This is a genomic window from Streptomyces rimosus, assembly GCF_008704655.1.
Lineage (GTDB): Bacteria > Actinomycetota > Actinomycetes > Streptomycetales > Streptomycetaceae > Streptomyces > Streptomyces rimosus.
In genome coordinates this window covers 8,007,283-8,031,002 of the sequence record NZ_CP023688.1, presented here as the reverse complement: position 1 = coordinate 8,031,002, position 23,720 = coordinate 8,007,283, and the positions used below count along the sequence as shown (strand labels likewise).

Genomic DNA, 23,720 nt, shown 5'->3' with positions numbered 1-23,720 from the left:
TTGCATTCCGCTCCCTCTCAGTTCCCTCTCAGTGCCGCGCCTTCAGGATGCGGTGCTCGAAGCGGGCGAAAGCTTCCTCCTGCTTCCATTCGAGGGCGGCCTTGAGGTCCTTGGCGAGGAACCGTTTGCAGGCCGTGTGCGGCGGGCGCACGCCGGGGCGTTCCGTACGGCACGCGTTCGAAAGCTCGTAGTGGCGCGCCCCGTTGCCCCCGTCGGCCCACAGGCCGCGGCCCGGCAGGAAGGAGTGCTCCAGCGAGGCGCGGGCCAGGTCCTTCAGCTCGCGGTACCGCAGGCCGTACGTGGTGGCCGCATAGCGGTAGTCGGTGCTGATGTCGCTGCGCGAGACGCCCGGGTCGTCGGTGGCGAGCACGACCGGCACCCCGAAGCGCCGGTAGAGCGGGAACGGGTGGTCGGCGCCGGTGACGCCGAGGATCTGCCGGTTGCTCGTGAACGGCACCTCCACGGCGATGTCGCGCTTGGCCATGGTGCGCAGCAGTCCGGCCGCGTTGTCCTCGTGGGCCACGTCCACCCCGTGCCCGATGCGCTCCGCGTGCCCGGTGCGCACCGCCTCGTTGATGTGGAAGCGCAGGTCCTCGGGCTTGACCAGGCCGGGGACGAGTTCCCCGGCGTGCAGGGTGATGTGGGCGCGCGGGTAGACGCGGTGCAGGTAATCCAGCATCCGCATGTGGAGCCGGTAGTTGCGCAGCGCGTTCGCCTCGTCCTCCGGCTGTACGAGGTTGACCGCCACGTACCGGTGGTCGCGTTCGGCGAGGCGCATGGCGAGGGCCATCTGCGTGAAGACGCGTGCGGGCGTGCTGCCGCGCGACACCTGGGAGATGTACCGGATGGTCATCCGGCAGCCGGGGCCCGGCTTGTGGGTGCCGCAGCCCGCCGCCTTGCGGAACTCCGCGTTGCCCTTGTCGGCCTCGCGCCCCGCCTCGCGTACGAGCTTGTCCAGCTTTCCGCCGGCCACCAGCGCGTGGTGCATCCGGCTCAGTTCCGCCTGGTAGCCGACCTGGTCGGCGAGCTTCTTGGCGCCGGACGACGCGGGGGTGAGCATCGTCTCCAGGTAGAACTGGTTCTGCCGGGCCGCCGTGTTGGCCACATCGGCCAGCAGCGTGCCGTTGTGGCGCCAGGTGACCTCCCCGAACTTCCCGAAAGTGGCGAAGAAGTGGTCGTGCCCGGACTCGCCGGAAGCGGACGAGAAGTCCTGCATCGACCACGCGCGCAGGATCTGCCGGTGGAAGGCGCGGTCGGTGCGCGCCTGCGCGGCCGGGCGGGTGCCGGGCCCGCACGGGCCGGTCCTGGCCGTCATCGTCTTCGTCTCGATGCACAGCCCGTCGTCGCCGGCCAGCTTGATCAGCAGCTCGGTCGAGGCCGCGCCGGAGAGGTGGTTGTGGAGGTCGCCGCCCTTGGGCAGGTCACGGAAGAAGGAGCGCAGCGCGGCGGGCCGGTTCCTGATCGCGGTGAGGTAGGCGTCGACCCGGCGTTCGGTGCCGGTGGAGGCGGCGGCCGTACGCTCCGGGGCGGACGTGTCCGCGGTGGCCGTACCCGGACCGGGCGGGGCGGCGAGCGCGGGGGACGGCAGCAGTGACAGTACGGCCAGCAGGCCCGTACCCGCCGCGAGCGGGGCGGACCGGCGATGCCGTCGGCGAGGGCGAGTGTTGGTGATCACGCGCTCATCTTGGCCACTCCGGCGGCCTCCACGGCAACGGCAGGCGGGCCTGCGTCTCCTTGAGTGAACAGGAATCCGCCAACCTGCCGTGGCGGTGCCGTACGGCGGGGACGGGCCCGACGCCCCCGGGGTCCGGTTACCGCGACCGGACCCCGGGCCGCCGGTCACCTCACCCTGGTCATCACGGAGTCGTAGCCCCCGCCGCCCGGGTAGACCCACGCTCCGGAAAGGCTGTTCCCGTCCGCGGCGAAGGTGCCCCTGAAGTACGCGGGCGAGCCCTTCTCACCGCCCCAAATGGTCAGGGTGCCCCCCTCCAGCTCGTACACGTAATCGAACGTCTCCCCCTGGCTCCCGTAAAAACGGGACCTGATCTCGTCCCCCGGTGTTTCCGCCCCGAAGGGCAGTTCCCGGCCGATCACTTCCATGCCGGTGACGCACCGCCCGGACTGCGCCAGATCGACGTCCTGCACGAGGAAGTGGCCCCCGTCCAGCCACCGGTAGGTGACGGTGCCCTCCGTACCGCCCTCGACCCGCCAGTGGCCCACCAGCCGGTCCAGGGCCTTGACCTGCTCGTCCGGACCCACGCTCTGTTCCGTCATGCCGTCTCCGTCTCTCCGTCCGCGCCTGTCGCGGTGCCGCGGCGCGCCGTGACAGTGCGGGCTTCGCGCTCTGCCCGCCACGACGCCTTACGGCACATACGACCGGCGGTCCCTCGAAAAGGAATCGGCGCACAGATGTGACGTGGACCACTCGCCGACGGGTCATCCGTGGACGTCGTCGGGCGCCACGCTGTCCGGGAGCCCGAGGGCGGGCAGCAGGTCCGGCGCGAAGGTGGTGATCTCCGCGATCCGGCCGTCCTCGACGCGCAGCACGTCGATGTTGACCGCGGTGTACGCGGGCGCCCCGGACAGCCGCACGTAGTTCGCCACGGCCGGCTGCCGGTTCACCGCGACCGGTACGGAGTGCCAGTCGCCCCACGCCTGGTCGCCCTCCAGGGCCGCGCGCCACATGGCGATGACGGCCGTACGCCCGTCGAACACGAGGTGGGCGGGCGGCATGGTCTGCCGGACGTCCTCGCGCAACAGGGCGGCCAGTGCGGGGATGTCGGCGGCCTGGGAGGCTGCGACGAACCGCTGGAGGAGCGCGCGTTCGGACTCGCTGGGGCCGGTGGCTCCCCGGCCCCAGTCGGCGCGCCGCTCGGGCAACTGCTCCCGCAGCGTGGCGCGGGCGCGTTGCAGCGCGCTCTTGACCGCGGCGGTGCTCAGATCGAGCATCCCGGCCGTCTCCGCGGCGGGCAGGCCCACGACATCGCGCAGGATCAGCACCGCCCGCTGCCGGGGCGGCAGATGCTGGATCGCCGCCAGGAAGGCCAGCTCGATGGTCTCCCTCGCGATCGCCGCGGCTTGCGGACCGCCGTCGGCCGGTGCGGCCAGGTCCAGCAGGGCGTCCGGATACGGCTGGAGCCAGGTGACCTCGGCCGGTGCGGAGCGCTTCGCCGCGCCCGTACTGTCGACCGCCACCGCGATCTCCCGCGAGCGGGCGGGACCGGCCAGCGCGTCCAGGCAGGCGTTGGTGGCGATCCGGTACAGCCACGCCCGGAACGTCGCCCTCCCCTCGAAGCTCCGCCGCTTGCGCCAGGCCCGCAGCAGCGTCTCCTGCACCAGGTCCTCGGCGTCGGTGAAGGAGCCGAGCATGCGGTAGCAGTGCACCCGCAGTTCATGCCGGTAGCGCTCGGCGAGCCGCGCGAACGCCTCCTCGTCCCCGTCCCGGACCGCGGCCTCCGCCCGCGCGTCCACCCCGCCCGGCCCAGCGCTCCCACGCCCCCTCGTTCCCACGGCTGCCCCCTCCCCGGAACCATGCGCGCACCGCCGCCCGCCCGGTGACCTTACGGCCGGGCGGACGGCGGTGGCAGTGACACCTGGGAGTATCCAGGGCCATGGGGTAGGGGGCGGAGCGGGCCGGTTGCGGCCGGTTCCCTCAAGTACGGTCGGAGACGCTGTTGACGCCTACATTGGCGTTGTTCGGGAGGCCGTCGAGCGGGAAGAGGAACCCGCCCTTCGAGGGGTGTCGGACCTGTCCGTGGCTGCCGACGGCGGGGCGCTCGCCCGGCTCGTCGTCCGATTCGGAGTGGGCCACGGCGGGCAGGACCGCGCCGGACAGGGCCAGGGCGGCGAGGAGACCGAGCGCCGCCCGCGCGGTCGTACGAAGTGATGGACGCATGGTGATCCTTTCGGAGGTTGCGGTCAGCGCACCACGGAAGGACGGCACCGCTGCGCCATTGGGCCGGTCGTGGGCGCGGCGGCCGGCGCCCGGCGCCCGTACGGGAGGGCTGCCCCCGACACCCGTACGGGGCAGGACCGCCTCCGCCCCTGCCCCGCCCCAGGCCCGTCGCGGCTCAGGGTGCGGGGACCAGGAAGGTGCGGACCGCGTCCAGGTACTCCAGCGGGCGTTCCTCGTGGACGAGGTGCCCCGCGCCCTCGACCGTGACGAGGCGGCAGTCCGGGATGCGTTCGGCCATGTCGTGGAGGTGCTGCTGCGGGATGTGACTGGTGGGGCCGCCCGCGATCACCAGGGTCGGTGCGGTGATCTTCGCCAGGGCTTCCCACCACGCCGGGTCCGGCGCGTTGCGCAGCGCCACCACGGCCACCTTCGCCTGCCAGTCGAACGTCTGCGGCCCCGGCGGCGGCTCCGGCACCTCCTGCGGCGGATCGCCCGGCCGGGGCGGCGCCGCTTCCTCCACCACCAGCCGCTCCACGAGCTCCGGCCGGGCGGCGGCCAGCAGCAGCGCGACCATCGCGCCGAGCGAGTGGCCGATGAGCGCCACGGGCCCCAGACGCAGCTCCTGGAGGAACCCGGCCACGTCGTCGCACCAGCTCTCGAAGCCGTACTCCCCCGGCCGGTCGCTGGCGCCGTGCCCGCGCAGATCCAGTGCGTACACCCGGTGGGTGGTGGCGAGCTGGCCGACCACGCCGCGCCAGTCCTCACCGTCCTCGCCGAGGCAGTGCAGCAGCACCGCCGGGGGCGCATCCGCGTCACCCCAGCACCGGTACGCCAAGCGGACGTCGCCGACCTGCACCTTCTGAACGTCACTCATGCGCTCGAAGCTACCCGCGTGCGAACGCGTCACGCCCCTTGACGCGTTCGCCGCCCGCTGATTACTTGGACCGCATTCAGCAACCGAATGATCGGTCGGGACACGGAACGGTGACGGACATGCCGGATGCGGACAGCAGGGGTGAGCGGCGGGGGACGGGGGCGGAGGCGGGGACAGGGGCGGGGACGTCAGCTGAAGTGATCGCTGCCGGTACGGGAACGGTCGGCGGCGGTACAGGATCGGTCGGCGGCGGTATGGAACCGTTCGACGCGGTGCGGCGGCTGTCCGCCGAGGAGCTGCGGGTCCGCCAACTGGAGCGGCTGCGCGCCACGTTGCGGCATGCGTACGAGAACGTACCGTTCTACCGGCGGTCCTTCGACCGGGCCGGGGTCCGCCCCGACGACTGCCGGTCGCTCGGCGACCTCGCGCGTTTCCCGTTCACCGTCAAGGACGACCTGCGGGCCAACTACCCCTTCGGCATGTTCGCCGTCCCCCAGGACGCCGTGCGCCGCATCCACGCCTCCAGCGGCACGACCGGCCGCCCGACGGTCGTCGGCTACACCGAACGCGACCTGTCCGTATGGGCCGACGTCGTGGCGCGCTCGATCCACGCGGCCGGCGGCCGGCCCGGCCACAAGGTGCACATCGCGTACGGCTACGGCCTGTTCACCGGCGGCCTCGGCACGCACTACGGCGCCGAACGCCTCGGCTGTACGGTCGTCCCGGCCTCCGGAGGCATGACCGTCCGGCAGGTGCAGATCATCCGGGACTTCCGGCCCGAGATCATCATGGTGACGCCGTCCTACATGCTCACCCTCCTCGACGAGTTCGAGCGCCAGGGCGTCGATCCCCGTACCACCTCACTCAAGGTCGGGATATTCGGCGCGGAGCCGTGGACGGAGGAGATGCGCCGGGAGATCGAGGAGCGCTTCGCCATCGACGCGGTGGACATCTACGGCCTCTCGGAGGTCATGGGCCCCGGCGTCGCCCAGGAGTGTGTGGAGACCAAGGACGGGCTGCACATCTGGGAGGACCATTTCTATCCGGAGGTGGTCGACCCGGTCACCGGCGAACCGCTGCCGGACGGCGAACACGGGGAACTGGTCTTCACCTCGCTGACCAAGGAGGCCATGCCGGTGGTCCGCTACCGCACCCGGGACCTGACCCGGCTGCTGCCCGGCACCGCCCGCCCCGCCTTCCGCCGGATGGAGAAGGTCACCGGCCGCTGCGACGACATGATCATCCTGCGCGGGGTGAACCTCTTCCCCGCCCAGGTCGAGGAGGTCGTGCTGCGCACCCCGGGCGTCGCACCGCACTTCCAACTACGACTGACCCGCGAAGGCCGGATGGACCACCTGACCGTACGGGCCGAAGCACGCCCCGACGCCACCCCCGAGGCACGCACAGCCGCCATCGCCCACATCGCCCGTGGCGTCAAGGACAGCATCGGCGTCTCCGTAGCCGTCGAAATCGTCAACCCCGAAACCCTTGAACGCTCCGTCGGCAAGCTGAAGCGCATTGTGGATATGCGGACGTGAGGTGGGGGGCAAGGGACTTCCCCGCTCAGGGGGCCGGGGGCTCCCCCGCCGTAAAGCCCCGGGTCCCCGCCAATCGGCCAGAGGGCCCGATGGTGGCTTCCCCCCCCGCCCCGCCCCCACCCCTCCCCCTCTCACCCGGGCCCCAGCACAACGCCGCCCCCCCCACCCATCACCCCCGCTCAAAACCCCCGTCCATCACCCCACCCACCACGCCCCACCCGATACACCACACTCGGCCGCAGCGGGCCCTCCGGCGCAGACGGGTCGTCGAAGTCGTCGGCCGGATTCCTGGTCATGCCGATGCGGCGCATGACGGCCTGGGAGCGGGTGTTGGTGGCGGTCGTCACCGCCAGGATCTCCGGGAGTTCGAGCGTGTCGAAGCCGAAGGCCAGGACCGCCAGGGCCGCCTCGGTGGCGTATCCATGACCCCATGCCGAGCGTGCGAGTCGCCAGCCGATCTCCACCCCCTTGAACGGCATGTCCTCGTCCGTGTCGTCCAGGCCCGCGAAGCCGATGAATTCGCCCGTGGCCCGTACATCGACCGCCCACCATCCGTAGCCGCGCCGGTCGAAGTCGGCCTCGAACCGTCGCACGGAAGCGTCGCTCTGTTCGCGGGTGAGCAGGTCGCCCAGGTGCTCCCGTACTTCGGGGTCGGCGTTCATCGCGGCCCACGGTTCGAGGTCGGACTCCCGCCACCGGCGGAGGACGAGGCGTTCGGTGTGCAGTTCGGCCATGCCGGACAGCCAACGTGAGCGCTGATCCCGAAGCAACTTCTTTACGGCGCGGTCGCTTCAGGGCTCCGGCCCCCCGGCAACCGGGCTGCCCCGTACGGCACCCCGCCCGCCTCACCGACTCCCCCGCCTCATCGCCTCACCGACTCACCCGCCTCACCCCACACTCGGCGTGATCACCGCGAACACCGCCCCGAACGGGTCCCGCAGCATGGCCAGCCTGCCGACGCCCTCGGCGTCCACGGGCGGGTGGATGGCTATCGCGCCGCGTTCCGTGGACTTGGCAACCGTCGCGTCGCAGTCCTCGACGGCGAAGTACGGATGCCATTCCGGCGTGGAGCCGCCGGCGACGTTCTCCGGTGCCATCTGCATGATGCCGGCGTGGCCGGCGTCGCCGTCCGGGTCGGTGCCGGCGGGCGAGGCGATCGTGTAGACCACCTCTCCGCCCATCTGCCTGTCGACCGTCTCCCACGAGAAGACCGAGCGGTAGAACGCCTTCGCGGCGGCCGCGTCGGTGGTGTACAGCTCGGTCCAGCACAGTGCGTGCGTCGCGCCGGCCACCTCCATGCCCGGGTTGTCGCCGGGCTGCCAGGCGGCGAACTCGGCGCCCGCCGGGTCCGTGAACCCGGCCAGCCGGCCGGCGGTGAAGACGTCGCACGGGCCGAAGCGGACCGTGCCGCCGGCCTGCTCGACGGACTTGGCCAGGGCGTCCACGTCCGGTGTGTGGAAGTGGACCGTCCAGGCCGACCGGGCGCCCTCCTCGGTCAGCGGTCCGGCCCCGGCCACGGTCTTCCCGTCGAGCTGGAAGAAGCCGTACCCGCCGGCGTCCGGCCCGGCCGAGCGGAAGGTCCAGCCGAAGACGGCGCCGTAGAACGCGGCGGCCGCTTCCATGTCCGGTGCGCCGAGGTCGAGCCAGTTCGGTGCGCCCGGGACGTACTGGGTGGTGAGCATGTTGATCTCCTTCGGCGTCCTGTCGTCGCTGCTCGTCATCGCACGACGCGGGCGGCCGCCGAGCGAGCACGTACGCCCTCGTCACCAGGGAGGATGCGGTACCGCTCAATGCTTCTCCCCCGGCACTTCCCAGCATGGCAGGGGGGTCTGACAATCGCCCTCGGCGCAGGCCGGGACGGCCCCGCGAACGCCGGCGGGCGGGCCTGGCGGGCCTTCACTCCCGGCCGGACTCGGACCCGTACCGTTCCCGGAGTTCCCGCTTGAGGATCTTGCCGCTGGCATTGCGCGGCAACGCCTCGGCGAACAGCACCCGCTTGGGCACCTGGAACCCGGCCAGCCGCTCCCGCACCGCCGCGATCAGCTCCGCCTCGTCCGGCGCCGCCGTGCCCGCGCGCGGTACGACGACGGCCGTCACCGCCTCGATCCAGCGCTCGTCCGGCAGGCCGATCACCGCCACCTCCGCGACCCCCGGATGTGCGTACAGCGCGTCCTCCACCTGTCGCGGGGCCACCAGCACACCGCCCGAGTTGATGACGTCCTTGACGCGGTCGACGATGGTGAAGTAGCCCGCCGCGTCGCGCACGGCCAGGTCCCCGGAGCGGAACCAGCCGTCCCGGAACGCCGCCGCGGTCTCGTCCGGCTTGTCCCAGTAGCCCGTGCACAGTTGGGGCGAGCGGTAGACGATCTCCCCGCGCTCGCCGTCGGGCACCTCCGTGCCTCCCGGGTCCACCACCCGCGCCTCCACGAACAGCACCGGCCGGCCGCACGAGTCCATCCGCTCCTCGTGTTCGTCCGGCCCCAGGACGGTGGCCAGCGGCCCGATCTCGCTCTGTCCGAAGCAGTTGTAGAAGGCGAGGCCGGGCAACCGGGCGCGCAGCCGTTCCAGGACGGGCACCGGCATGATGGACGCGCCGTAGTACGCCTTGCGGAGGCCGCGGAGGTCGCGGGTGGCGAAGCCGGGGTGCCGGGAGAGGGCGATCCACACGGTGGGCGGCGCGAACAGGCTGTCCGCCCGCCCCGCTTCGACCAGGTCGAAGACCCGGTCCGGGTCGGGCGCGTCGAGGATGACGTTCTCGGCGCCCACGGCGAGGTAGGGCATCAGGAACACGTGCAGTTGCGCCGAGTGGTAGAGCGGCAGGCTGTGTACGGGCCGGTCGGTCGCCTTCAGGTCGAGGGCGACGATGGCCGAGGTGTACGCGTGGACCAGCGCGCCGTGCGTCATCATCGCGCCCTTGGGCAGCCCGGTCGTGCCGGAGGTGTAGAGGAGCTGCACCAGGTCGTCGGAGCCCGAGCCGTACGCGCCATCCGGGTCACCGGCTTCGTGCGCCTCCCCCGACCCACCCTCATCACCTGTCCGGAGGACCGCCGATTTCACCCCCCGCCCTTCCTCCGCCCGCTCCACCAGCGATCCCGCCGCGTCCCGCAGCGGCATCGTCCGGACCCCGGGCGGCAGCCGGTGCTCCAGCGCCGGGTCGGTGAGGACGAGGGTGCTGCCCGACTGCTCGATGATGTAGCGCAGTCCGTCGCCGGTGAGGTGGTGGTTGACGGGTACGTGCACCAGCCCGGCGCGGGCGCAGGCCAGGAAGCCGATCACGTACGCGTCGGAATTGTGGCCGTACGCGGCGACCCGGTCCCCTGGCTCCGCCCCGTTCACCAGCAGGGCGCACATGGCGGCCGTCACCGCGTCGTCCAGTTCGCGGTAGGTCCAGGACCGGTCGCCGTAGCGCACCGCCGTGCGGTCGGGCGTCCGGTGCGCGCTGCGCCGCAGGACCCCGTCGACCGTGTTCGTCCGTACTCCCGCCGTGGCTCCCGTCATGGCGTGATCCTGTGCCCGGCCCCGGGCCCGGTCAAGAGAGCGGGGCGGCCGGGCGCACGGGGCGTTCGCGCCAAAGACCGCGGCGCCGGACCCGTCGCGACCGGTCACGGTTATGCTCAGCCTTCCGCTCACCGCTCAACCTCCTCCCCGTCCCCGCGAGTTGGCACGTGTTCGTGTACCGCACCTTCAGGACTGCAAGGAGGATCACCCGATATGCGCGACCGTTTCAGAAAGCTCGCCGCGGCCGGGATGGTGCTGCTGACCGCGGCGGGGCTGTCGCCCGCCCCGGACGCGGCCGCGGCCAAGGCGTCCCGCCCGTCGGGCGGCGGACTCTCGGCCGACATCCGCTACACCGAGTACGGCATTCCCCACATAATCGCCGACGACTACCCCGACCTGGGTTTCGGCGTGGGCTGGGCGCAGGCCGCCGATCAGGTCTGCACGCTCGCCGACGGCTTCGTCACCCTGCGCGGCGAACGCTCCCGGTACTTCGGCGCCGCGGGACATCCCGACGGCACCCACTCCTCCGCGAGCACCAACCTCGCCAGTGACCTCTTCTTCAAGGGCATACGCCAGACCCGCACCGTCGAGAAGCTGCTGCGGCAGCCCGCTCCGGCCGGGCCGGGTGACGAGGTGAAGGAGCTGATGCGCGGCTGGGCGGCCGGGTACAACGCCTGGCTGGCGCAGCGGAAGATCACCGATCCGGCCTGTGCGGGCAAGGAGTGGGTCAAGCCGGTCACCGCGCTCGACGTGGCGGCCAACGCGTACGCCCTCGTGATCACCGCGGGGCAGGCCGATGTGGTGGACAGCCTCGTCGCGGCCCACCCGCCCACGGCCGGCGCCCCACCCGCCCCCACCGCGCCGCAGAGCCCGCGGAAGTCCGTGGCGTCCGTCCGCTCCCACCTCGCACGCGACGACGGGGGCCTGGGCTCCAACGCCGTCGCCTTCCGCGGTGACACCACCGCCAACGGCCGCGGCCTGCTCCTGGGCAATCCGCACTACCCGTGGTCCGGCGGCCGCCGCTTCTGGCAGGCGCAGGTGACCATCCCCGGCGAACTCGACGTCGCGGGCGGACTGATCCTCGGCTCCCCCACCCCCAACATCGGCCACAACGCCCGCATCGCCTGGAGCCACACGGTCTCCACCGGTGTGCCCATGAACTTCCACCAGCTCACCCTGGACCCGGCGGACCCGACCGCGTACCTGGTGGACGGCAAGCCGGAGCGGATGACGCGCCGGACCGTGACGGTGCCGGTCAAGGACGGTCCGGATGTGGTCCGTACGCAGTGGTGGACGCGCTACGGCCCGGTCGTCACCGAGTACGGCGGCCTCGACCTGGCGTGGACGAGCCGTACGGCGTACGCGCTGGGTGACCCCAACGCGGCGCAGCTGCGGATGTCCGACACCTTCCTGGGCCTGGGCAAGGCCCGGAACGTGGCGGACGTCCGGCGGGTGCTGCGCCGGACGCAGGGCCTGCCCTGGGTGAACACCGTCGCCGCCGACTCGGCCGGCCGCACCCTCTACACCCAGTCGCAGGTGGTGCCGCGCATCACCGACGACCTCGTGGAGCGCTGTTCCACGGGCCTGGGGCGGCTGCTGTACCCGGCGCCCGGCCTGGCCGTACTGGACGGCGCGCGCTCCGGCTGCGCGCCGGGCCGCGACCGGGACGCCGTGCAGCCGGGCATCTTCGGCCCGTCCGCGATGCCCACGCTCACGGACGCCCCGTATGCGGAGAATTCCAACGACAGCGCCTGGCTGGCCAACGCGGACCGGCCGCTGACGGGCTACCCGCGCGTTCTCGGCGACATCGGCACCCCGCGCTCCCTGCGGACGCGCGGCGCCGTCGAGGACGTGTCCGCCCTGGCGGACCGGGGCGATCTGACCCCGGCCGATCTCCAGCGCCAGCAGTTCACCAACCGGGTGCCCGCCGGTGACCTGGCCGCCGCCGACACCGCGCGGGCCTGCGCCGCGCTCCCCGGCGGTACGGCGACCGGGAGCGACGGCAAGGCCATGGACGTCTCGGAGGCGTGCCGGGTGATCGCCGCCTGGAACCGTACGGTACGGACGGACAGCAAGGGCGCACTCCTCTTCGACCGGTTCTGGCGCCGGCTGACCGCCACGGTGCCGCAGACCGATCTTTGGAAGACGCCTTTCGACCCGAATGATCCGGTGCGGACCCCGCGCGCCCTGAACACCGCCGTCCCTGGCCTCGCGACCGCGCTCGCCGACGCCGTGTCCGAGCTGCGCGCCGCGCGCATCCCGCTCGCCGCGCCGCTCGGCGAGCACCAGTTCGTCATACGCAACGGCAAGCGCATCCCGGTCAGCGGGGGCGTGGACGGGCTGGGCGTCTGGAACATGACCGTGGGCCGGTGGAACCCGGCGAGCGGTGGCTACACGGAGGTGCGGCACGGCTCCAGCTACATCCAGGCGGTGAGCTTCGCGGACGACGGCTGCCCGGTGAACGCCCGTACGCTGCTGACGTACTCGCAGTCCTCCAACCCGCGCTCGCCGCACTACAGCGACCAGACCGAGCTGTACTCGGCGGGCCGGATGATCCGGTCCCGCTTCTGCGAGCGCGATGTGCTCGCCTCGCCGCAGCTGCGGGTGGAGCACGTACGCGAGCGGTAGGTAGACCTCACACGGCGCGCTCCCGGCCCGCCCAGTACGGGTCGCGGAGCCGCCGCTTGTAGAGCTTGCCGTTGGGGTCGCGCGGCATGGCCGCGGTGAAGTCGACGGACCTGGGGCGCTTGTAGCCCGCCAGCCGCCGGGCGCAGTGCTCCAGGAGCTCGTCGGCGAGGGCCGGGCCCGCCGGGTAGCCGTCGGCGGGCTCGACGACGGCCTTGACCTGCTCGCCCCAGTCGTCGTGCGGGATGCCGAAGGCGGCCGCGTCGGCGACGGCGGGGTGGGAGAGCAGGACGGACTCGATCTCGGCGGGGTAGATGTTGACCCCGCCCGAGATGATCATGTCGATCTTGCGGTCGCGGAGGAAGAGATACCCGTCCGCGTCCAGGTATCCGAGGTCGCCGACGGTGAAGAAGTCCCCGATGCGGTTCCTGCGGGTCTTGTCCGCGTCCTTGTGGTAGCTGAAGCCGCCGGTGGTCATCTTCATGTAGACGGTGCCCAGTTCGCCGGGCGGCAGCCGGTTGCCGTCGTCGTCGAAGACCGCCAGTTCGCTGATCGGCCAGGCCCGGCCGACCGTACCGGGCTTCTTGAGCCAGTCCTCGGCGGTGGCGAACGCGCCGCCGCCCTCGCTCGCCGCGTAGTACTCCTCCACGCAGCTCCCCCACCAGTCGATCATCGCCCGCTTGACGTGGTCGGGGCAGGGCGCGGCGCCGTGGATGGCGTGCCGCATCGAGGTCACGTCGTAGCGTGCCCGTACCTCCTCCGGGAGGGCGAGCAGCCGGTGGAACTGGGTGGGCACCATGTGCGTATGGGTGCAGCGGTACGTGTCGATCAGCCGCAGCATCTCCTCGGGCGTCCACTTGTCCATCAGGACGACCCGGTGCCCCATGTGCAGGGAAGCGCCCGCGAACTGGAGCACGGCCGTGTGGTAGAGCGGCGAGCACACCAGATGCACGTTGGCGTCGAACGGCCGGATGCCGAAGATGCCGAGGAAGCCGCCGAGGTGGGACTCCTCGGGCGGGCGGCCGGACAGGGGGCGGCGGATGCCGCGGGGGCGTCCGGTGGTGCCGGAGGTGTAGTTCATGACCCAGCCGAGGGTGCGGTCCTCCGGCGGCGTTTCCGGCTGTCCTTCGAGGAGCGCCGCGTACGGCCGGAAGCCGGTCACCGTGCCGACGGCGTACCGCTGTTCCGGCGGCAGCCCCGCCTCGTCGGCGGCGGCGCGGGCGGCGTCGCCGAACCGTTCGTGCGCGATGAGCGCCTTCGCCCCCGAGTCGGCGACGATCCAGGCGATCTCCGGGCCGACGAGGTGGTGGTTGACCGGTACGAGGTACAGGCCCGCCTGGGTGGCGGCGAGGTGGGCGGTGAAGAACTCGACGCCGTTGGGCAGCACCACCGCGAAGGCGTCGCCGCGCTCCAGTCCGGCCGCGCGCAGCCCGTGCACCAGGCGGTTGCAGGCGGCGTGCAGCCGGGCCGCGGTCCACTCCTCGCCGTCCGGGGCGATCAGGACCGTACGTCCCGGATCGGCCGCGGCCTGGGCCCAGAAGCCGTTCGGGGATGGTGACGCCATGGATGCCGACATGTGTGTCCTCCTCGGCTCAGCCGCGTCCGGCGATGCGGTTGATGCGGTCGACGGCCCGCTCGAAGCCGCGGGTGAGGTCGTCGAAGACCGCCCGCACACTGCGTTCCGCGTTCATCTGCCCGACGATCTGGCCGACCGGCGTGCCGAGCAGCGGCTCGACCTCGTACTTCTGGATACGGGAGACGGCCTCGGCGACCAGCAGCCCTTGCAGCGGCATGGGCAGCGGGTCGGGCCCCGACGGGTCGTCCCAGGCGTCCGTCCAGGCCGTACGGAGCTGGCGGGCGGGCTTGCCGGTCAGCGCGCGGGAGCGGACGGTGTCGCCGGGGCCCGCCGCGAGCAGCTTCTCGGTCAGGCGCCTGGAGTGCAGACCGGCCTCCTCGGTGGTCAGCCAGACGGAGCCGAGCCAGACACCCTGGGCGCCCAGGGCCAGCCCGGCGGCGATCTGTTCGCCGGTGCCGATGCCGCCGGCCGCGAGGACCGGCAGCGGGTCCACGGCGCGGACGACCTCGGGGGTGAGCACCATGGTGGCGATCTCCCCGGTGTGGCCGCCGGCCTCGTACCCCTGCGCGACGACGATGTCGATCCCGGCGTCCTTGTGGTGCCGGGCGTGCCGGGGGCTGCCCGCGAGCGCGGCGACGAGGATGCCGTGCGCGTGGGCGCGCTCGACGACGTCGGCGGGCGGTGAGCCGAGCGCGTTGGCCAGCAGTCTGACCGGGAAGTCGAAGGCCACGTCGAGCTGCGCGCGGGCGACCTGCTCCAGCCAGCCCGTGATGCGCCAGCCGGACGCCTCGCCGGGCGGCAGTTCGGGGACCCGGTGCGCGGCGAGGGTCTCGGCGACGAACCGGCGGTGCCCTTCCGGGATCATCGCCTCGATGTCGGCCTCCGTGACGCCTTCGACCTTCTTGGCGGGCATCACCACGTCCAGCCCGTACGGCGCGCCGTCGGTGTGCCGGTCGATCCATTCCAGGTCGCGGGCCAGTTCGTCGGCCGCCGCGTAGCGGACCGCGCCGAGCACGCCGAAGCCGCCGGCCCGGCTGATCGCGGCGGCGACCGCGGGGAACGGGGTGAACCCGAAGACGGCGTGCTCGACTCCCAGCCGGTTGCTCAGCTCCGTCTGCATGGGCGCAGGATGCCGCAGGGCGCCGTACGAGGGAAGAGATTTTCTGATGCCGCGTCAGCGAATGCGCCGGGGACGGCGGGGCCGCCTGGTGCGTACGGCCGTGTACGGAAGTGGCCGCCGGCCGGTCACCCCCGCTCCAGCACCGCCATGGCCGCGTTGTGCCCGGGAATTCCGCTCACCCCGCCGCCCCGGACCGCGCCCGCACCGCACAGCAGCACATTGGCGTGCCCGGTCCCCACGCCCCACCTGGCCGCCGCATCGTCCTCGTCGGCCTCCTCGGTGCCGTACGGGAACGCCAGGTCCCGGTGGAAGATGTGCCCGCCCGGCAGTCCGAGGTCGCGTTCCAGGTCGAGTGGGCTCCTGGCCTCGATGCACGGGCGGCCGTCCGCGTCGGTGGCCAGGCAGTCGGTGAGCGGTTCGGCCAGGACGGCGTCCAGCTGGGCGAGGGTCGCCGCGAGCAGGCGCTCGCGGGTGGCGTCGTGGTCGCCCGTGAAGAGGCGGGCCGGGGTGTGCAGGCCGAAGAGGGTGAGCGTCTGGTAGCCCTGCCGGACCAGGTCGGTGCCGAGGATGGAGGGGTCCGTGAGGGAGTGGCAGTAGATCTCCGAGGGCGGTACGGCGGGCACCTCGCCCGCCGCAGCCTGCCGGTAGGCGGTCTCCAACTGGCCGTAGCCCTCGGCGACATGGAAGGTTCCGGAAAAGGCGAGGCGCGGATCGATGTCCGGGTCGCGCAGCCGGGGCAGCCGCTTCAGCAGCATGTTGACCTTGAGCTGGGCGCCCTCGGCGGGTTCCGGCGGCCGCTCGCCGAGGAGCCCGGCGAGGGTGTGCGGGGCGGCGTTGACCAGTACCTGGCGCGCGCCGACCGTACCCTCGGCGCAGGTCACCTCGGCCGCGCTGCCGTCGGTGGCGATCCCGGTCACCGGGCAGCCGGTGACGATCTCGGCGCCTGCCGCGCGGGCGGCGGCGGCCAGCGCGTCGGTCAGCGCGCCCATGCCGCCGACCGGCACGTCCCAGTCGCCGGTGCCGCCGCCGACGACGTGGTAGAGGAAGCACCGGTTCTGCGCCAGCGACGGGTCGTGGGCGTGCGCGAACGTGCCGATCAGTCCGTCCGTGAGCACCACGCCGCGCACCAGGTCGTCGGCGAACGCGGCCTCGACGCTCTCCCCGAGCGGCCGCTCGAACAGCGCCTCCCAGGCCGCCGCGTCATCGATACGGGCGCGCAGCGCGGCCCGTGTCGGCAGCGGTTCGGTGAGCGTGGGGAAGACCCGCTCCGCGACCCGGCGCGTCATCCCGTAGAAGCGCTGCCAGGCCGCGAACTCCCGGTCCGAGCCGGTGAGCCGGGCGAACGAGGCGCGGGTGGCGCCCTCGTCGGAGCCGACGAACAGGCCCGTGGGACAACCGCCGCGCACGGCCGGGGTGTACGAGGACACCGAGCGCTTGCGGACCGCGAAGCGCAGGCCGAGATCCCGCACGATCTTCGGCGGCAGCAGGCTGACGAGGTAGGAGTAGCGGGACAGCCGCGCGTCCACGCCGGGGAATGCCCGCGTGGAGACCGCGGCGCCGCCGGTGTGGTCCAGCCGCTCCAGTACCAGCACACTGCGCCCCGCGCGCGCGAGATAGGCGGCGGCCACCAGGCCGTTGTGCCCGCCGCCGGCAACGACCACGTCATAGGAAGTCCGTTCGGGCATGGCCCTTTCGTAGCATGCGGTGATCACCGCCGCCAGGTACGGACGGCTGAAATCCGGGAACCGGCGGGCGCGGCTGCTTGCTCCCTTGCTCGTACGTTCCTACGGTCCGACGATGCGTTGTATCGGCCCGTTCTCTCCCCCCACGAGGTGCCCCGTGCACAGTTCGTCGGCCCCGCGTCCCCCGAGACGCACCCTGATCGGTCTGAGCACCGCCGCCCTGTGCGCGGCGGGCGCCCTCTCCGCGACCGCCGCGTTCCCGGCCGCCGCCCTCCCCGCCACGGCAGGCGAGGACGGCGCACGCGCCGCGGCCGCCTACCCGAACCTCGCCCCGAAACCCCCGATGGGCTGGAACAACTGGTCGTACTACATGTGCGACATCAACGAGAAGGTGATCCTCGGCAACGCGCGGGCGCTGGTGAAGTCCGGCCTGGCGGCCAAGGGCTACGACACGGTCACCGTAGACGACTGCTGGATGAGCAAGCAGCGCGACGCCCGGGGCAACCTCGTACCGGACCCGGCGAGGTTCCCGCGCGGCATGGCGTACGTGGGCCGCGAACTGCACCGGATGGGCCTGAAGTTCGGCATCTACGAGGACGTCGGCAACCTGACGTGCGAGAAGTACCCCGGCAGCTTCGGCCACTACCAGCAGGACGCCGACCTCTTCGCCAAGTGGAAGGTCGACTACCTGAAGATGGACGGGTGCAACCTGTCCACCGCCCCCGGCAAGACGAAGGAGCGGACCTACCACGACGCCTACCGGGCGGTCAGCCGGGCCCTGCGCAACACCGGCCGCGACATCGTCTTCTCGGTCTCGGCGCCCGCGTACTTCCAGTACGACGGCGACCAGGTCTGGCACCAGGTGATCCGCTGGTCCTCGCAGGTCGGCAACCTGTGGCGGGAGGGCCGCGACATCGCGGTGGAGAAGCACAGCGGCGCCAAGAAGTGGTCCTCGATCAAGTACAACTACGCGTACAACGCCAAGCTGGCGCCCTTCCAGCGGCCGGGCCGCTGGAACGACCCGGACTTCCTGCTCGCCGGCGACTCCGGACTGTCCACCCGGCAGATGCAGAGCCAGATGTCGCTGTGGGCCGTGATGGCCGCCCCGCTGATCTCCAGCACCGACCTGACGAAGATCTCCCCGGCCGCGCTCAAGGTCCTCGGCAACCGGGACATCATCGCCGTGGACCAGGACCCGAAGGGCGTCCAGGGGCGCGTCGTCCAGCAAGGTACGGGCTACGACGTGCTGTCCAAGCCGCTGCAGGGCGGGGACCACGCGGTCGCCCTCTTCAACTCCGGCGACTCGGCGCAGACACTCACCACCACGGCGAAGGCGGCCGGCCTGCCGCAGGCCCGCGCGTACGAGCTGCGCGATCTGAACACCGGGCGCACGACCCGGACCGCGGGCAAGATCTCGGTACGCGTACCGGCGCACGCGACGGTGCTCTACCGGGTGCACCCGCGGCGGTGAGCGGACGCCGGGCCGGGTGCGCGAGGGACGTTCAGCCCGCCCTCAGCCCCGGCCCGGCGTACGCCGCTGCCGTAGTTCGGCGACTCTCCGGTACAGCGCCACCGCCTCGGCGGAGCGCCCGAGCTGCTCCAGGCACTGGGCCTCGTCGCTGCGGCTGGCCAGAGTGTCGGGATGATCGGCGCCCAGCACCCGTTCGCGGGCCGCGGCCACCTGCCGGTAGACGGCCAGCGCGTCGGGCCAGCGGCCCAGCCAGCCCAGGGCCACGGCGATCTCCCGGCGGCTGACGAGCGTGTCGAGGTGGCCGGTGCCCAGCACCTGTTCCCGGAGCGCGGCCACCGAGCGGGCCTCGGCCAGCGCTTCCTCCCAGCGTCCGAGGCGCCCGAGGTTGACGCCGAGGCCGTGCCGGGCCCGCAGCGTCTCCGGGTCGGCGGGCCCCTGCGCGGCCGTACGGGCCCCGACGAGATCCCGGTACAGCTCCAGCGCCTCCTTGCTGCGCCCGAGCCGCCCGAGGCTTATACCGACCTCGTACCGGGCGGCGAGGGTGTCGGGATGCCCGGGCCCGAGCGCCTGCGCACGGTCGCCGGCCACCTCCCGGTACGTCTGCAACGCCTCCGCCCACCGCCCCAACTGCCCGAGCAGGTACGCGACTTCATACCGGGTGACCAACGTGTCCGGATGCTGCGGCCCCAGCACCCGGGCCCGCGCCGACGCCACGTCCCGCGCCATCCGGTACGCGTCCTCCAGCCGGCCGAGACGGCTCAGGTTGAAGGCGAGGTTGTGCCGGCAGCGCAGCGTGTCCGGGTGCTCGGGGCCCGTCGTGCGCTCCCGGGCCGCGAGGACGGACACATACACCTGGTGCGCCTCGAAGTGCCGCCCGAGCCGCCCCAGCGCGTACGCCGTCTCCTGGCGCGCGGCCAGGGTGTCCACGTGATCGGGCCCCAGGCTGCGTTCCCGCCCGGCGGCGACCCGCTCGTACTCGCGCAGCGCGTCGGCGGGCCGCCCGGACCGGGCGAGGGTGAAGGCCACCTCGAACCGGCTGGCGAGGGTGTCGGGGTGGTCGGGGCCGAGCGCGTGCTCCCGCTCGGCGGCGACCGCGCGGTGCACCTCCCCCGCCTCCGCCCAACGGCCGAGCCGCCCGAGGCTGAGCCCGGCGTTGTGCCGGGCGGCGAGGGCGGCGAGATGTTCGGGCGACGGCGCGGGCCGTTCGGAGACGTACGGCGCCGGGGTGTCGCGGCTGAGCGGCGGCAGCCCGCTGGTCCACGCCCCGGTGAGCCCGGCGGCCCGGTCGGCGCCGCCCGCCCGCCGCGCACGGGGCTCGGCCCGCGACCCGACGGTCATTCCCTGCGTCCAGGACGGCAGGGACCGCACCACCCGCGTCGCCGTCCGCCCGCCCGCCTCGGCGGGGCCGCCCTCGGCCCCGTACGGCGCCCCCTGCGACCGCCGGGCCGAGACAAGTCGTTTCACCAGCTCGGCGGCGTCCCGCGGCCGGTCGTCCGGCACTTTCTCCAGCAGATCCAGCACGATCCGCTCATACGCCTCCGGCAGGTCGGGGCGGCGGGCGCGCGGCGGTTCCGGGGCCGTGTCGCGATGCCCGACCAGCACCGCCCAGGCGTCATCGAGATCGAACGGCGGTGCCCCCGTGACCAGTTCGTACAACACGCACCCCAGCGAATACAGATCGCTGCGGTGATCGACCGTACCGGCGCCGATCTGCTCGGGTGACATGTAGTGCGGTGTGCCCATCGCTATGCCGGTGCCGGTCAGCCGGGCGGTGAACCCGATGTCGTGCCCCAGCCGCGCGATCCCGAAGTCGCAGATCTTCACCGTCCCGTCGGCGACCCGCACGATGTTCGCCGGCTTGAGGTCGCGGTGCACGACGGCCTGCTCGTGGGTGTACGCGAGGGCCGCCGCGACCTGCTCGGCGATGTCGGCGAAGTCCGGCAGGGGCAGCGGGTCGTGCCGGTTGTCCTCCAGCAGCTGACTGAGATTGCGCCCGTCGAGCAGTTCCATCACCAGGAACAGGATTCCGTCGTCCTCACCGAAGTCATGAACGACCGTGATCCCGCGGTGCTGAAGGGCCGCCGCCACCCGCGCCTCCCGCCGGAAGCGCTCCCGCAGCACCCGCATGAACGACGGATCGTGCTGCGGCCCCAGCGGCTTGAGGCACTTGACGGCGACCTGCCGCCCCAGGGACTCGTCGCGCGCCCGCCACACCTCGCCCATGCCGCCGCGCCCGATCAGGTCGAGCAACCGGTAACGCCCCTGCACCAGCCCGCTCTCCGCCATCACCCGCCCGCGCCCCCGTCCCCACCGCGCCCGGCCCCTGCCCCGCCCGAACAGTATGGCGGGGCAGGGGCGGGGGGTGTAGGGCGCTGGAGGGGGCGGTGGGCGGTGGGGTTGGGGCGCCGGACACTACCTCCGCACCCGCGGCATCCCCAGTCCGATCCACGAGATGATCTCGCGCTGGATCTCGTTGTTGCCGCCACCGAACGTGAAGATGACCGCGGAGCGGTAGCCGCGTTCGAGGTCGCCGTGGAGGACCGCGCCCGCCGAGCCGTCCTTCAGGGGGCCGGCGGCGGACAGGATCTCCATCAGCCAGGCGTAGGCGTCGCGGCGGGCCTCGGAGCCGTAGACCTTGACGGCGGAGGCGTCCTGCGGGGTGAGCGTGCCGTGCTGGAGGGCGTCCACCATCTGCCAGTTCAGCAGCTTCATGGCGTCCAGGCGGGTGTGGGTACGGGCGAGCCGGCCGCGGACCCAGCCGAGGTCGATGACGCGCCGGCCGTCGGCCAGCTTCGTCTCCGCGGCCCAGCGCTGGACGTCGTGCAGGGCGCGGATCGCCATCGTGCCGTGGGCGGCCAGGGTGACCCGTTCGTGGTTGAGCTGGTTGGTGATGATCCGCCAGCCCTGGTTCTCCTCGCCGACCCGGCGGGTGACCGGGACGCGGATGTTCTCGTAGTGGCTGGCGGTGGTGTCGTGCGAGGCGAGGGTGTTGATACGGGTGCAGGAGTAGCCGGGCTCGGAGGTCGGTACGAGCAGCAGGCTGATGCCCTTGTGGGGTGGCACGCCGTCCTGGACCGGCGCGGTCCGTACCGCGAGCCAGACCCAGTCGGCCGTGTCGCCGTTGGTGGTCCAGATCTTCTGGCCGTTGACGACGTAGGCGTCACCGTCGCGTACGGCCTTGGTGCGCAGCGACGCGAGGTCCGTACCGGCGTCGGGTTCGCTGTACCCGATCGCGAAGTCGATCTCCCCGGAGAGGATGCGCGGCAGGAAGTACGCCTTCTGTTCGTCGGTGCCGTACCGCATGAGCGTCGGCCCGACGGTGTTCAGCGCCATCAGCGGCAGCGGCACGCCCGCCTGCGCGGCCTCGTCGAAGAAGATGAACTGCTCCATCGGCGTCATCCCCCGCCCGCCGTACTCCTCGGGCCACCCCACCCCCAGCCAGCCGTCCGCGCCGAGCCGGCGGATGGTGGCGCGGTAGAAGCGCTTCTGGGCAGTGGGGCCGTCGCCGTCCGGCGGCCCGTCGGGGCCGCGGAAGCGCGTGTACGCGTCGTCGGGGACCAACGCGGCGAAGTACTCCCGCAGTTCGGCCCGCAGCCGCTGCTGTTCCGGGGTGTATTCGAGGTGCACGGCCCCTCCTGGTCCGACGGCGCCCGACCGGCCCGGGTGGCACCCGCGGTCGGCGCGCGGGGTCGGCCTGCGTTTCTGACGGGCCGTCGGGTCAAGGGTCGTGGGGCACAGTAGAACGTGTTCCATTGATAGGGAAGGGCGCGGACCGGGCGGGCGGCGGCTTCGAGTAGGCCGGCCAAAGTGTGGCTCAGCACGCTGATCAGTGACTGTCAGTGGTGCGTCACTCCTCCCCGGTACGGCGGAAAGCGAGGTGGGCCGCGGAGAGTCGGCCGGTGGTGAACGTCTCGCGTTCCAGGGCGAGGTAGTGAATTGTCGCGTCGTAGGCTTTTGCTCCCCAGCGGGCACTGATGGCCTCGCGGGCGCCGGTCGCCCGCGAGTGCCACGCATCCAGCGTCCGTACCCAGTCCTGCCGGTGGGTCCGCACCGACAGCAATTCCCAGAGCCCCTGCGCGGCAGCGAGGATATTCGGCAGAGCGGGAGGCCTGCCGGAGGACTGTTGCGTCGCCTCCTCCAGCATGTCTCTTCCCTTCTGTTGTGTCGCGGCGTCCAGCCCTTTCGGGCCGATGACGACAACTTCCACAGCGAGCCCCGCGTCCGGCTTCGTCCACTGGTGCGCCCGCAGGAAGAAATCCCTCAGCGCAGTGACTTCTTCGCGCTGCCCCTGCACCCCGGAGCCGGTGACGTATTCGAGCGCGCTGATGCTCACCACCGCGTCGAACCGACGAGTCGGACGGAATGCCGCGTAGGGAAGACAGTCGACACTGACTCCGGGCGTCGCGCGCCGTAGAATCTCACGGCACTGATATCCATCGGGATCGATGCCGTGGGCGGAACGTGCCCCGCCGTGCCGGACAAGATGATCGAGCATGCCCCCGAAACCGCACCCCACGTCCAGGACGTCCATGCCCGGGCGCACACCGGCCAGTTCAGCGATTCGTTCGAGCTTGCGTTCCTGCGCCTTCTCCAGGTCGGCAGTGTCCTGCCAGAGAGCACAGCTCAGGGTGGGCCGGCTGTCGGCCCACGCCCGGAGGTAGTCGACATCTTCCTGAGGCGTTGAGTCGGCCTGAGCCATCGGCGCTCCTTACGGCCTGGCACGTTCTGGCTCTTTCAGCCTTTCCGCGCATGGCCCCGCTATCCCGACTCCGCATTTCCCATATCGTCATAACACCAGCACTCCGGCACGGCACCGAAATACCGGTCGGCGCGTTCGCCGACGCATTACCGAGACCGTCGGTACTGCCAGTGACAACGAGGGCCTTCGTCGTCCGGACTTCCGCGCTCACAGGAACCGGGACGCGATCTTCTCGGGCGTGACACGGACGGTGACCAGATCGGGAAGGGTCGCCGCCGACTCCGGGTGGTGTTCGGCGTACGGCTTGCCGCTGTATTTGACGGCCAGTTCGTCCATCCGGTCGCGGCTTCCCGGGCCTTCGAACCGCGCGGTACCGCTGATCACGGCGTACGCGTACGGCTCGTCCCGCGGGTTGACGGCGATGCTCAGCCGCGGATCGCGCCGCAGGTTGCGGATCTTGAGCTTGTCGACACCCGTCACGAAGAACAGGTCGCCGCCGTCCCGGCCCACCCAGACGACGGACTGGTGCGGACTCCCGTCGGGCCGGAGGGTCGCGACGGTGACGAAGACCGGCGAATCGAGGACATGGCGCAGCTTCTCCGACAGTTCGGCTGTGCGCATGGGGCAGCTCCTGGATGAGGCAGCGAGAGAAGAAGTGACACAACTATGTGACAGTTGAGGCACCAAGCGCAATGGCTCTGGGGCGCAACATTGGCCGTTCGGTCACGGCTCCGCGTATGCT

The 23,720-nt window shown here is 72.2% G+C and carries 18 protein-coding genes; 3 read left to right on the top strand and 15 right to left on the bottom strand.

The features are described from left to right. Nucleotides 1-28: 28 nt before the first annotated feature. From CP984_RS35245 to CP984_RS35225, 5 genes are all read right to left on the bottom strand, one after another. Nucleotides 29-1,675: an adenosine deaminase family protein gene (locus CP984_RS35245; RefSeq protein WP_003982022.1), complete on the bottom strand. Its 1,647-nt coding sequence runs from the start codon at nt 1,673-1,675 to the stop codon at nt 29-31. A 164-nt stretch (nt 1,676-1,839) separates the two neighbouring features. Beyond that, nucleotides 1,840-2,274, bottom strand: a complete 435-nt coding sequence (locus CP984_RS35240) for a hypothetical protein (RefSeq protein ID WP_003982021.1) — start codon at nt 2,272-2,274, stop codon at nt 1,840-1,842. Between the two features lie 162 nt (nt 2,275-2,436). Further along, nucleotides 2,437-3,510, bottom strand: a complete 1,074-nt coding sequence (locus CP984_RS35235) for an RNA polymerase subunit sigma-70 (RefSeq protein WP_226048733.1) — start codon at nt 3,508-3,510, stop codon at nt 2,437-2,439. A 142-nt stretch (nt 3,511-3,652) separates the two neighbouring features. Continuing rightward, entirely contained in the window at nt 3,653-3,895 is a 243-nt protein-coding gene (locus tag CP984_RS35230; protein ID WP_003982019.1) for a hypothetical protein, read from the bottom strand. A 175-nt stretch (nt 3,896-4,070) separates the two neighbouring features. Beyond that, the gene (locus CP984_RS35225; protein WP_003982018.1) at nt 4,071-4,769 is read right to left on the bottom strand and encodes an alpha/beta fold hydrolase; all 699 of its coding nucleotides are present in this window, start codon (nt 4,767-4,769) and stop codon (nt 4,071-4,073) included. A gap of 254 nt (nt 4,770-5,023) precedes the next feature. Between CP984_RS35225 and paaK the strand changes: the two genes are divergently transcribed. Further along, nucleotides 5,024-6,307, top strand: a complete 1,284-nt coding sequence (gene paaK / locus CP984_RS35220; RefSeq protein WP_003982017.1) for a phenylacetate--CoA ligase PaaK — start codon at nt 5,024-5,026, stop codon at nt 6,305-6,307. A 179-nt stretch (nt 6,308-6,486) separates the two neighbouring features. Here the strand turns inward: paaK and CP984_RS35215 are convergent, their stop codons facing one another. The 3 genes from CP984_RS35215 to CP984_RS35205 all read right to left on the bottom strand — a co-directional run bounded on the left by CP984_RS35215 (nt 6,487) and on the right by CP984_RS35205 (nt 9,805). Continuing rightward, nucleotides 6,487-7,041, bottom strand: coding sequence for a GNAT family N-acetyltransferase (locus CP984_RS35215; RefSeq protein WP_003982016.1), 555 nt, complete (start codon nt 7,039-7,041; stop codon nt 6,487-6,489). Between the two features lie 153 nt (nt 7,042-7,194). Beyond that, nucleotides 7,195-7,989: a VOC family protein gene (locus CP984_RS35210; RefSeq protein WP_003982015.1), complete on the bottom strand. Its 795-nt coding sequence runs from the start codon at nt 7,987-7,989 to the stop codon at nt 7,195-7,197. 214 nt (nt 7,990-8,203) lie between these two features. Then, nucleotides 8,204-9,805, bottom strand: a complete 1,602-nt coding sequence (locus CP984_RS35205; RefSeq protein WP_030181581.1) for an acyl-CoA synthetase — start codon at nt 9,803-9,805, stop codon at nt 8,204-8,206. A 213-nt stretch (nt 9,806-10,018) separates the two neighbouring features. Here CP984_RS35205 and CP984_RS35200 point away from each other — a divergent pair, with 213 nt between their 5' ends. Continuing rightward, entirely contained in the window at nt 10,019-12,433 is a 2,415-nt protein-coding gene (locus CP984_RS35200) for a penicillin acylase family protein (protein ID WP_003982014.1), read from the top strand. Between the two features lie 7 nt (nt 12,434-12,440). On the opposite strand, the gene CP984_RS35195 is transcribed toward CP984_RS35200, so the two are convergent. The 3 genes from CP984_RS35195 to CP984_RS35185 all read right to left on the bottom strand — a co-directional run bounded on the left by CP984_RS35195 (nt 12,441) and on the right by CP984_RS35185 (nt 16,811). After that, nucleotides 12,441-14,006: an acyl-CoA synthetase gene (locus tag CP984_RS35195; protein ID WP_003982013.1), complete on the bottom strand. Its 1,566-nt coding sequence runs from the start codon at nt 14,004-14,006 to the stop codon at nt 12,441-12,443. A gap of 16 nt (nt 14,007-14,022) precedes the next feature. Continuing rightward, a complete protein-coding gene (locus tag CP984_RS35190; RefSeq protein WP_003982012.1) occupies nt 14,023-15,126 on the bottom strand; it encodes an NAD(P)H-dependent flavin oxidoreductase in 1,104 nt (367 codons plus the stop codon). A gap of 125 nt (nt 15,127-15,251) precedes the next feature. Next, complete coding sequence (locus CP984_RS35185) at nt 15,252-16,811, bottom strand: phytoene desaturase family protein (protein ID WP_003982011.1); 1,560 nt, start codon at nt 16,809-16,811, stop codon at nt 15,252-15,254. Between the two features lie 154 nt (nt 16,812-16,965). Here CP984_RS35185 and CP984_RS35180 point away from each other — a divergent pair, with 154 nt between their 5' ends. Beyond that, on the top strand, nt 16,966-18,279 hold the full coding sequence (locus CP984_RS35180; RefSeq protein WP_003982010.1) for a glycoside hydrolase family 27 protein: 1,314 nt from the start codon (nt 16,966-16,968) through the stop codon (nt 18,277-18,279). Nucleotides 18,280-18,321: 42 nt separating this feature from the next. On the opposite strand, the gene CP984_RS35175 is transcribed toward CP984_RS35180, so the two are convergent. From CP984_RS35175 to CP984_RS35160, 4 genes are all read right to left on the bottom strand, one after another. Continuing rightward, nucleotides 18,322-20,565 carry a serine/threonine-protein kinase gene (locus CP984_RS35175; RefSeq protein WP_003982009.1) on the bottom strand — a complete coding sequence of 748 codons (2,244 nt, stop codon included), beginning with the start codon at nt 20,563-20,565 and terminating at the stop codon, nt 18,322-18,324. A gap of 126 nt (nt 20,566-20,691) precedes the next feature. After that, nucleotides 20,692-21,906, bottom strand: coding sequence for an acyl-CoA dehydrogenase family protein (locus CP984_RS35170; protein WP_003982008.1), 1,215 nt, complete (start codon nt 21,904-21,906; stop codon nt 20,692-20,694). 220 nt (nt 21,907-22,126) lie between these two features. Beyond that, the gene (locus CP984_RS35165) at nt 22,127-22,978 is read right to left on the bottom strand and encodes an SAM-dependent methyltransferase (protein WP_003982007.1); all 852 of its coding nucleotides are present in this window, start codon (nt 22,976-22,978) and stop codon (nt 22,127-22,129) included. Between the two features lie 207 nt (nt 22,979-23,185). After that, nucleotides 23,186-23,599 (bottom strand): PPOX class F420-dependent oxidoreductase, encoded by a 414-nt coding sequence (locus tag CP984_RS35160; RefSeq protein ID WP_003982006.1) that lies wholly within the window; start codon nt 23,597-23,599, stop codon nt 23,186-23,188. Nucleotides 23,600-23,720: the final 121 nt, after the last annotated feature.

Bases quoted from the DNA above. Each gene is read 5' to 3' on its own strand.
- CP984_RS35230 (WP_003982019.1), bottom strand. From the start codon at position 3,895: ATGCGTCCATCACTTCGTACGACCGCGCGGGCGGCGCTCGGTCTCCTC.
- CP984_RS35160 (WP_003982006.1), bottom strand. From the start codon at position 23,599: ATGCGCACAGCCGAACTGTCGGAGAAGCTGCGCCATGTCCTCGATTCG.
- CP984_RS35200 (WP_003982014.1), top strand. From the start codon at position 10,019: ATGCGCGACCGTTTCAGAAAGCTCGCCGCGGCCGGGATGGTGCTGCTG.
- CP984_RS35215 (WP_003982016.1), bottom strand. From the start codon at position 7,041: ATGGCCGAACTGCACACCGAACGCCTCGTCCTCCGCCGGTGGCGGGAG.
- CP984_RS35190 (WP_003982012.1), bottom strand. From the start codon at position 15,126: ATGCAGACGGAGCTGAGCAACCGGCTGGGAGTCGAGCACGCCGTCTTC.
- CP984_RS35210 (WP_003982015.1), bottom strand. From the start codon at position 7,989: ATGCTCACCACCCAGTACGTCCCGGGCGCACCGAACTGGCTCGACCTC.
- CP984_RS35175 (WP_003982009.1), bottom strand. From the start codon at position 20,565: ATGGCGGAGAGCGGGCTGGTGCAGGGGCGTTACCGGTTGCTCGACCTG.
- paaK (WP_003982017.1), top strand. From the start codon at position 5,024: ATGGAACCGTTCGACGCGGTGCGGCGGCTGTCCGCCGAGGAGCTGCGG.
- CP984_RS35240 (WP_003982021.1), bottom strand. From the start codon at position 2,274: ATGACGGAACAGAGCGTGGGTCCGGACGAGCAGGTCAAGGCCCTGGAC.
- CP984_RS35205 (WP_030181581.1), bottom strand. From the start codon at position 9,805: ATGACGGGAGCCACGGCGGGAGTACGGACGAACACGGTCGACGGGGTC.
- CP984_RS35225 (WP_003982018.1), bottom strand. From the start codon at position 4,769: ATGAGTGACGTTCAGAAGGTGCAGGTCGGCGACGTCCGCTTGGCGTAC.
- CP984_RS35185 (WP_003982011.1), bottom strand. From the start codon at position 16,811: ATGCCCGAACGGACTTCCTATGACGTGGTCGTTGCCGGCGGCGGGCAC.
- CP984_RS35165 (WP_003982007.1), bottom strand. From the start codon at position 22,978: ATGGCTCAGGCCGACTCAACGCCTCAGGAAGATGTCGACTACCTCCGG.
- CP984_RS35195 (WP_003982013.1), bottom strand. From the start codon at position 14,006: ATGTCGGCATCCATGGCGTCACCATCCCCGAACGGCTTCTGGGCCCAG.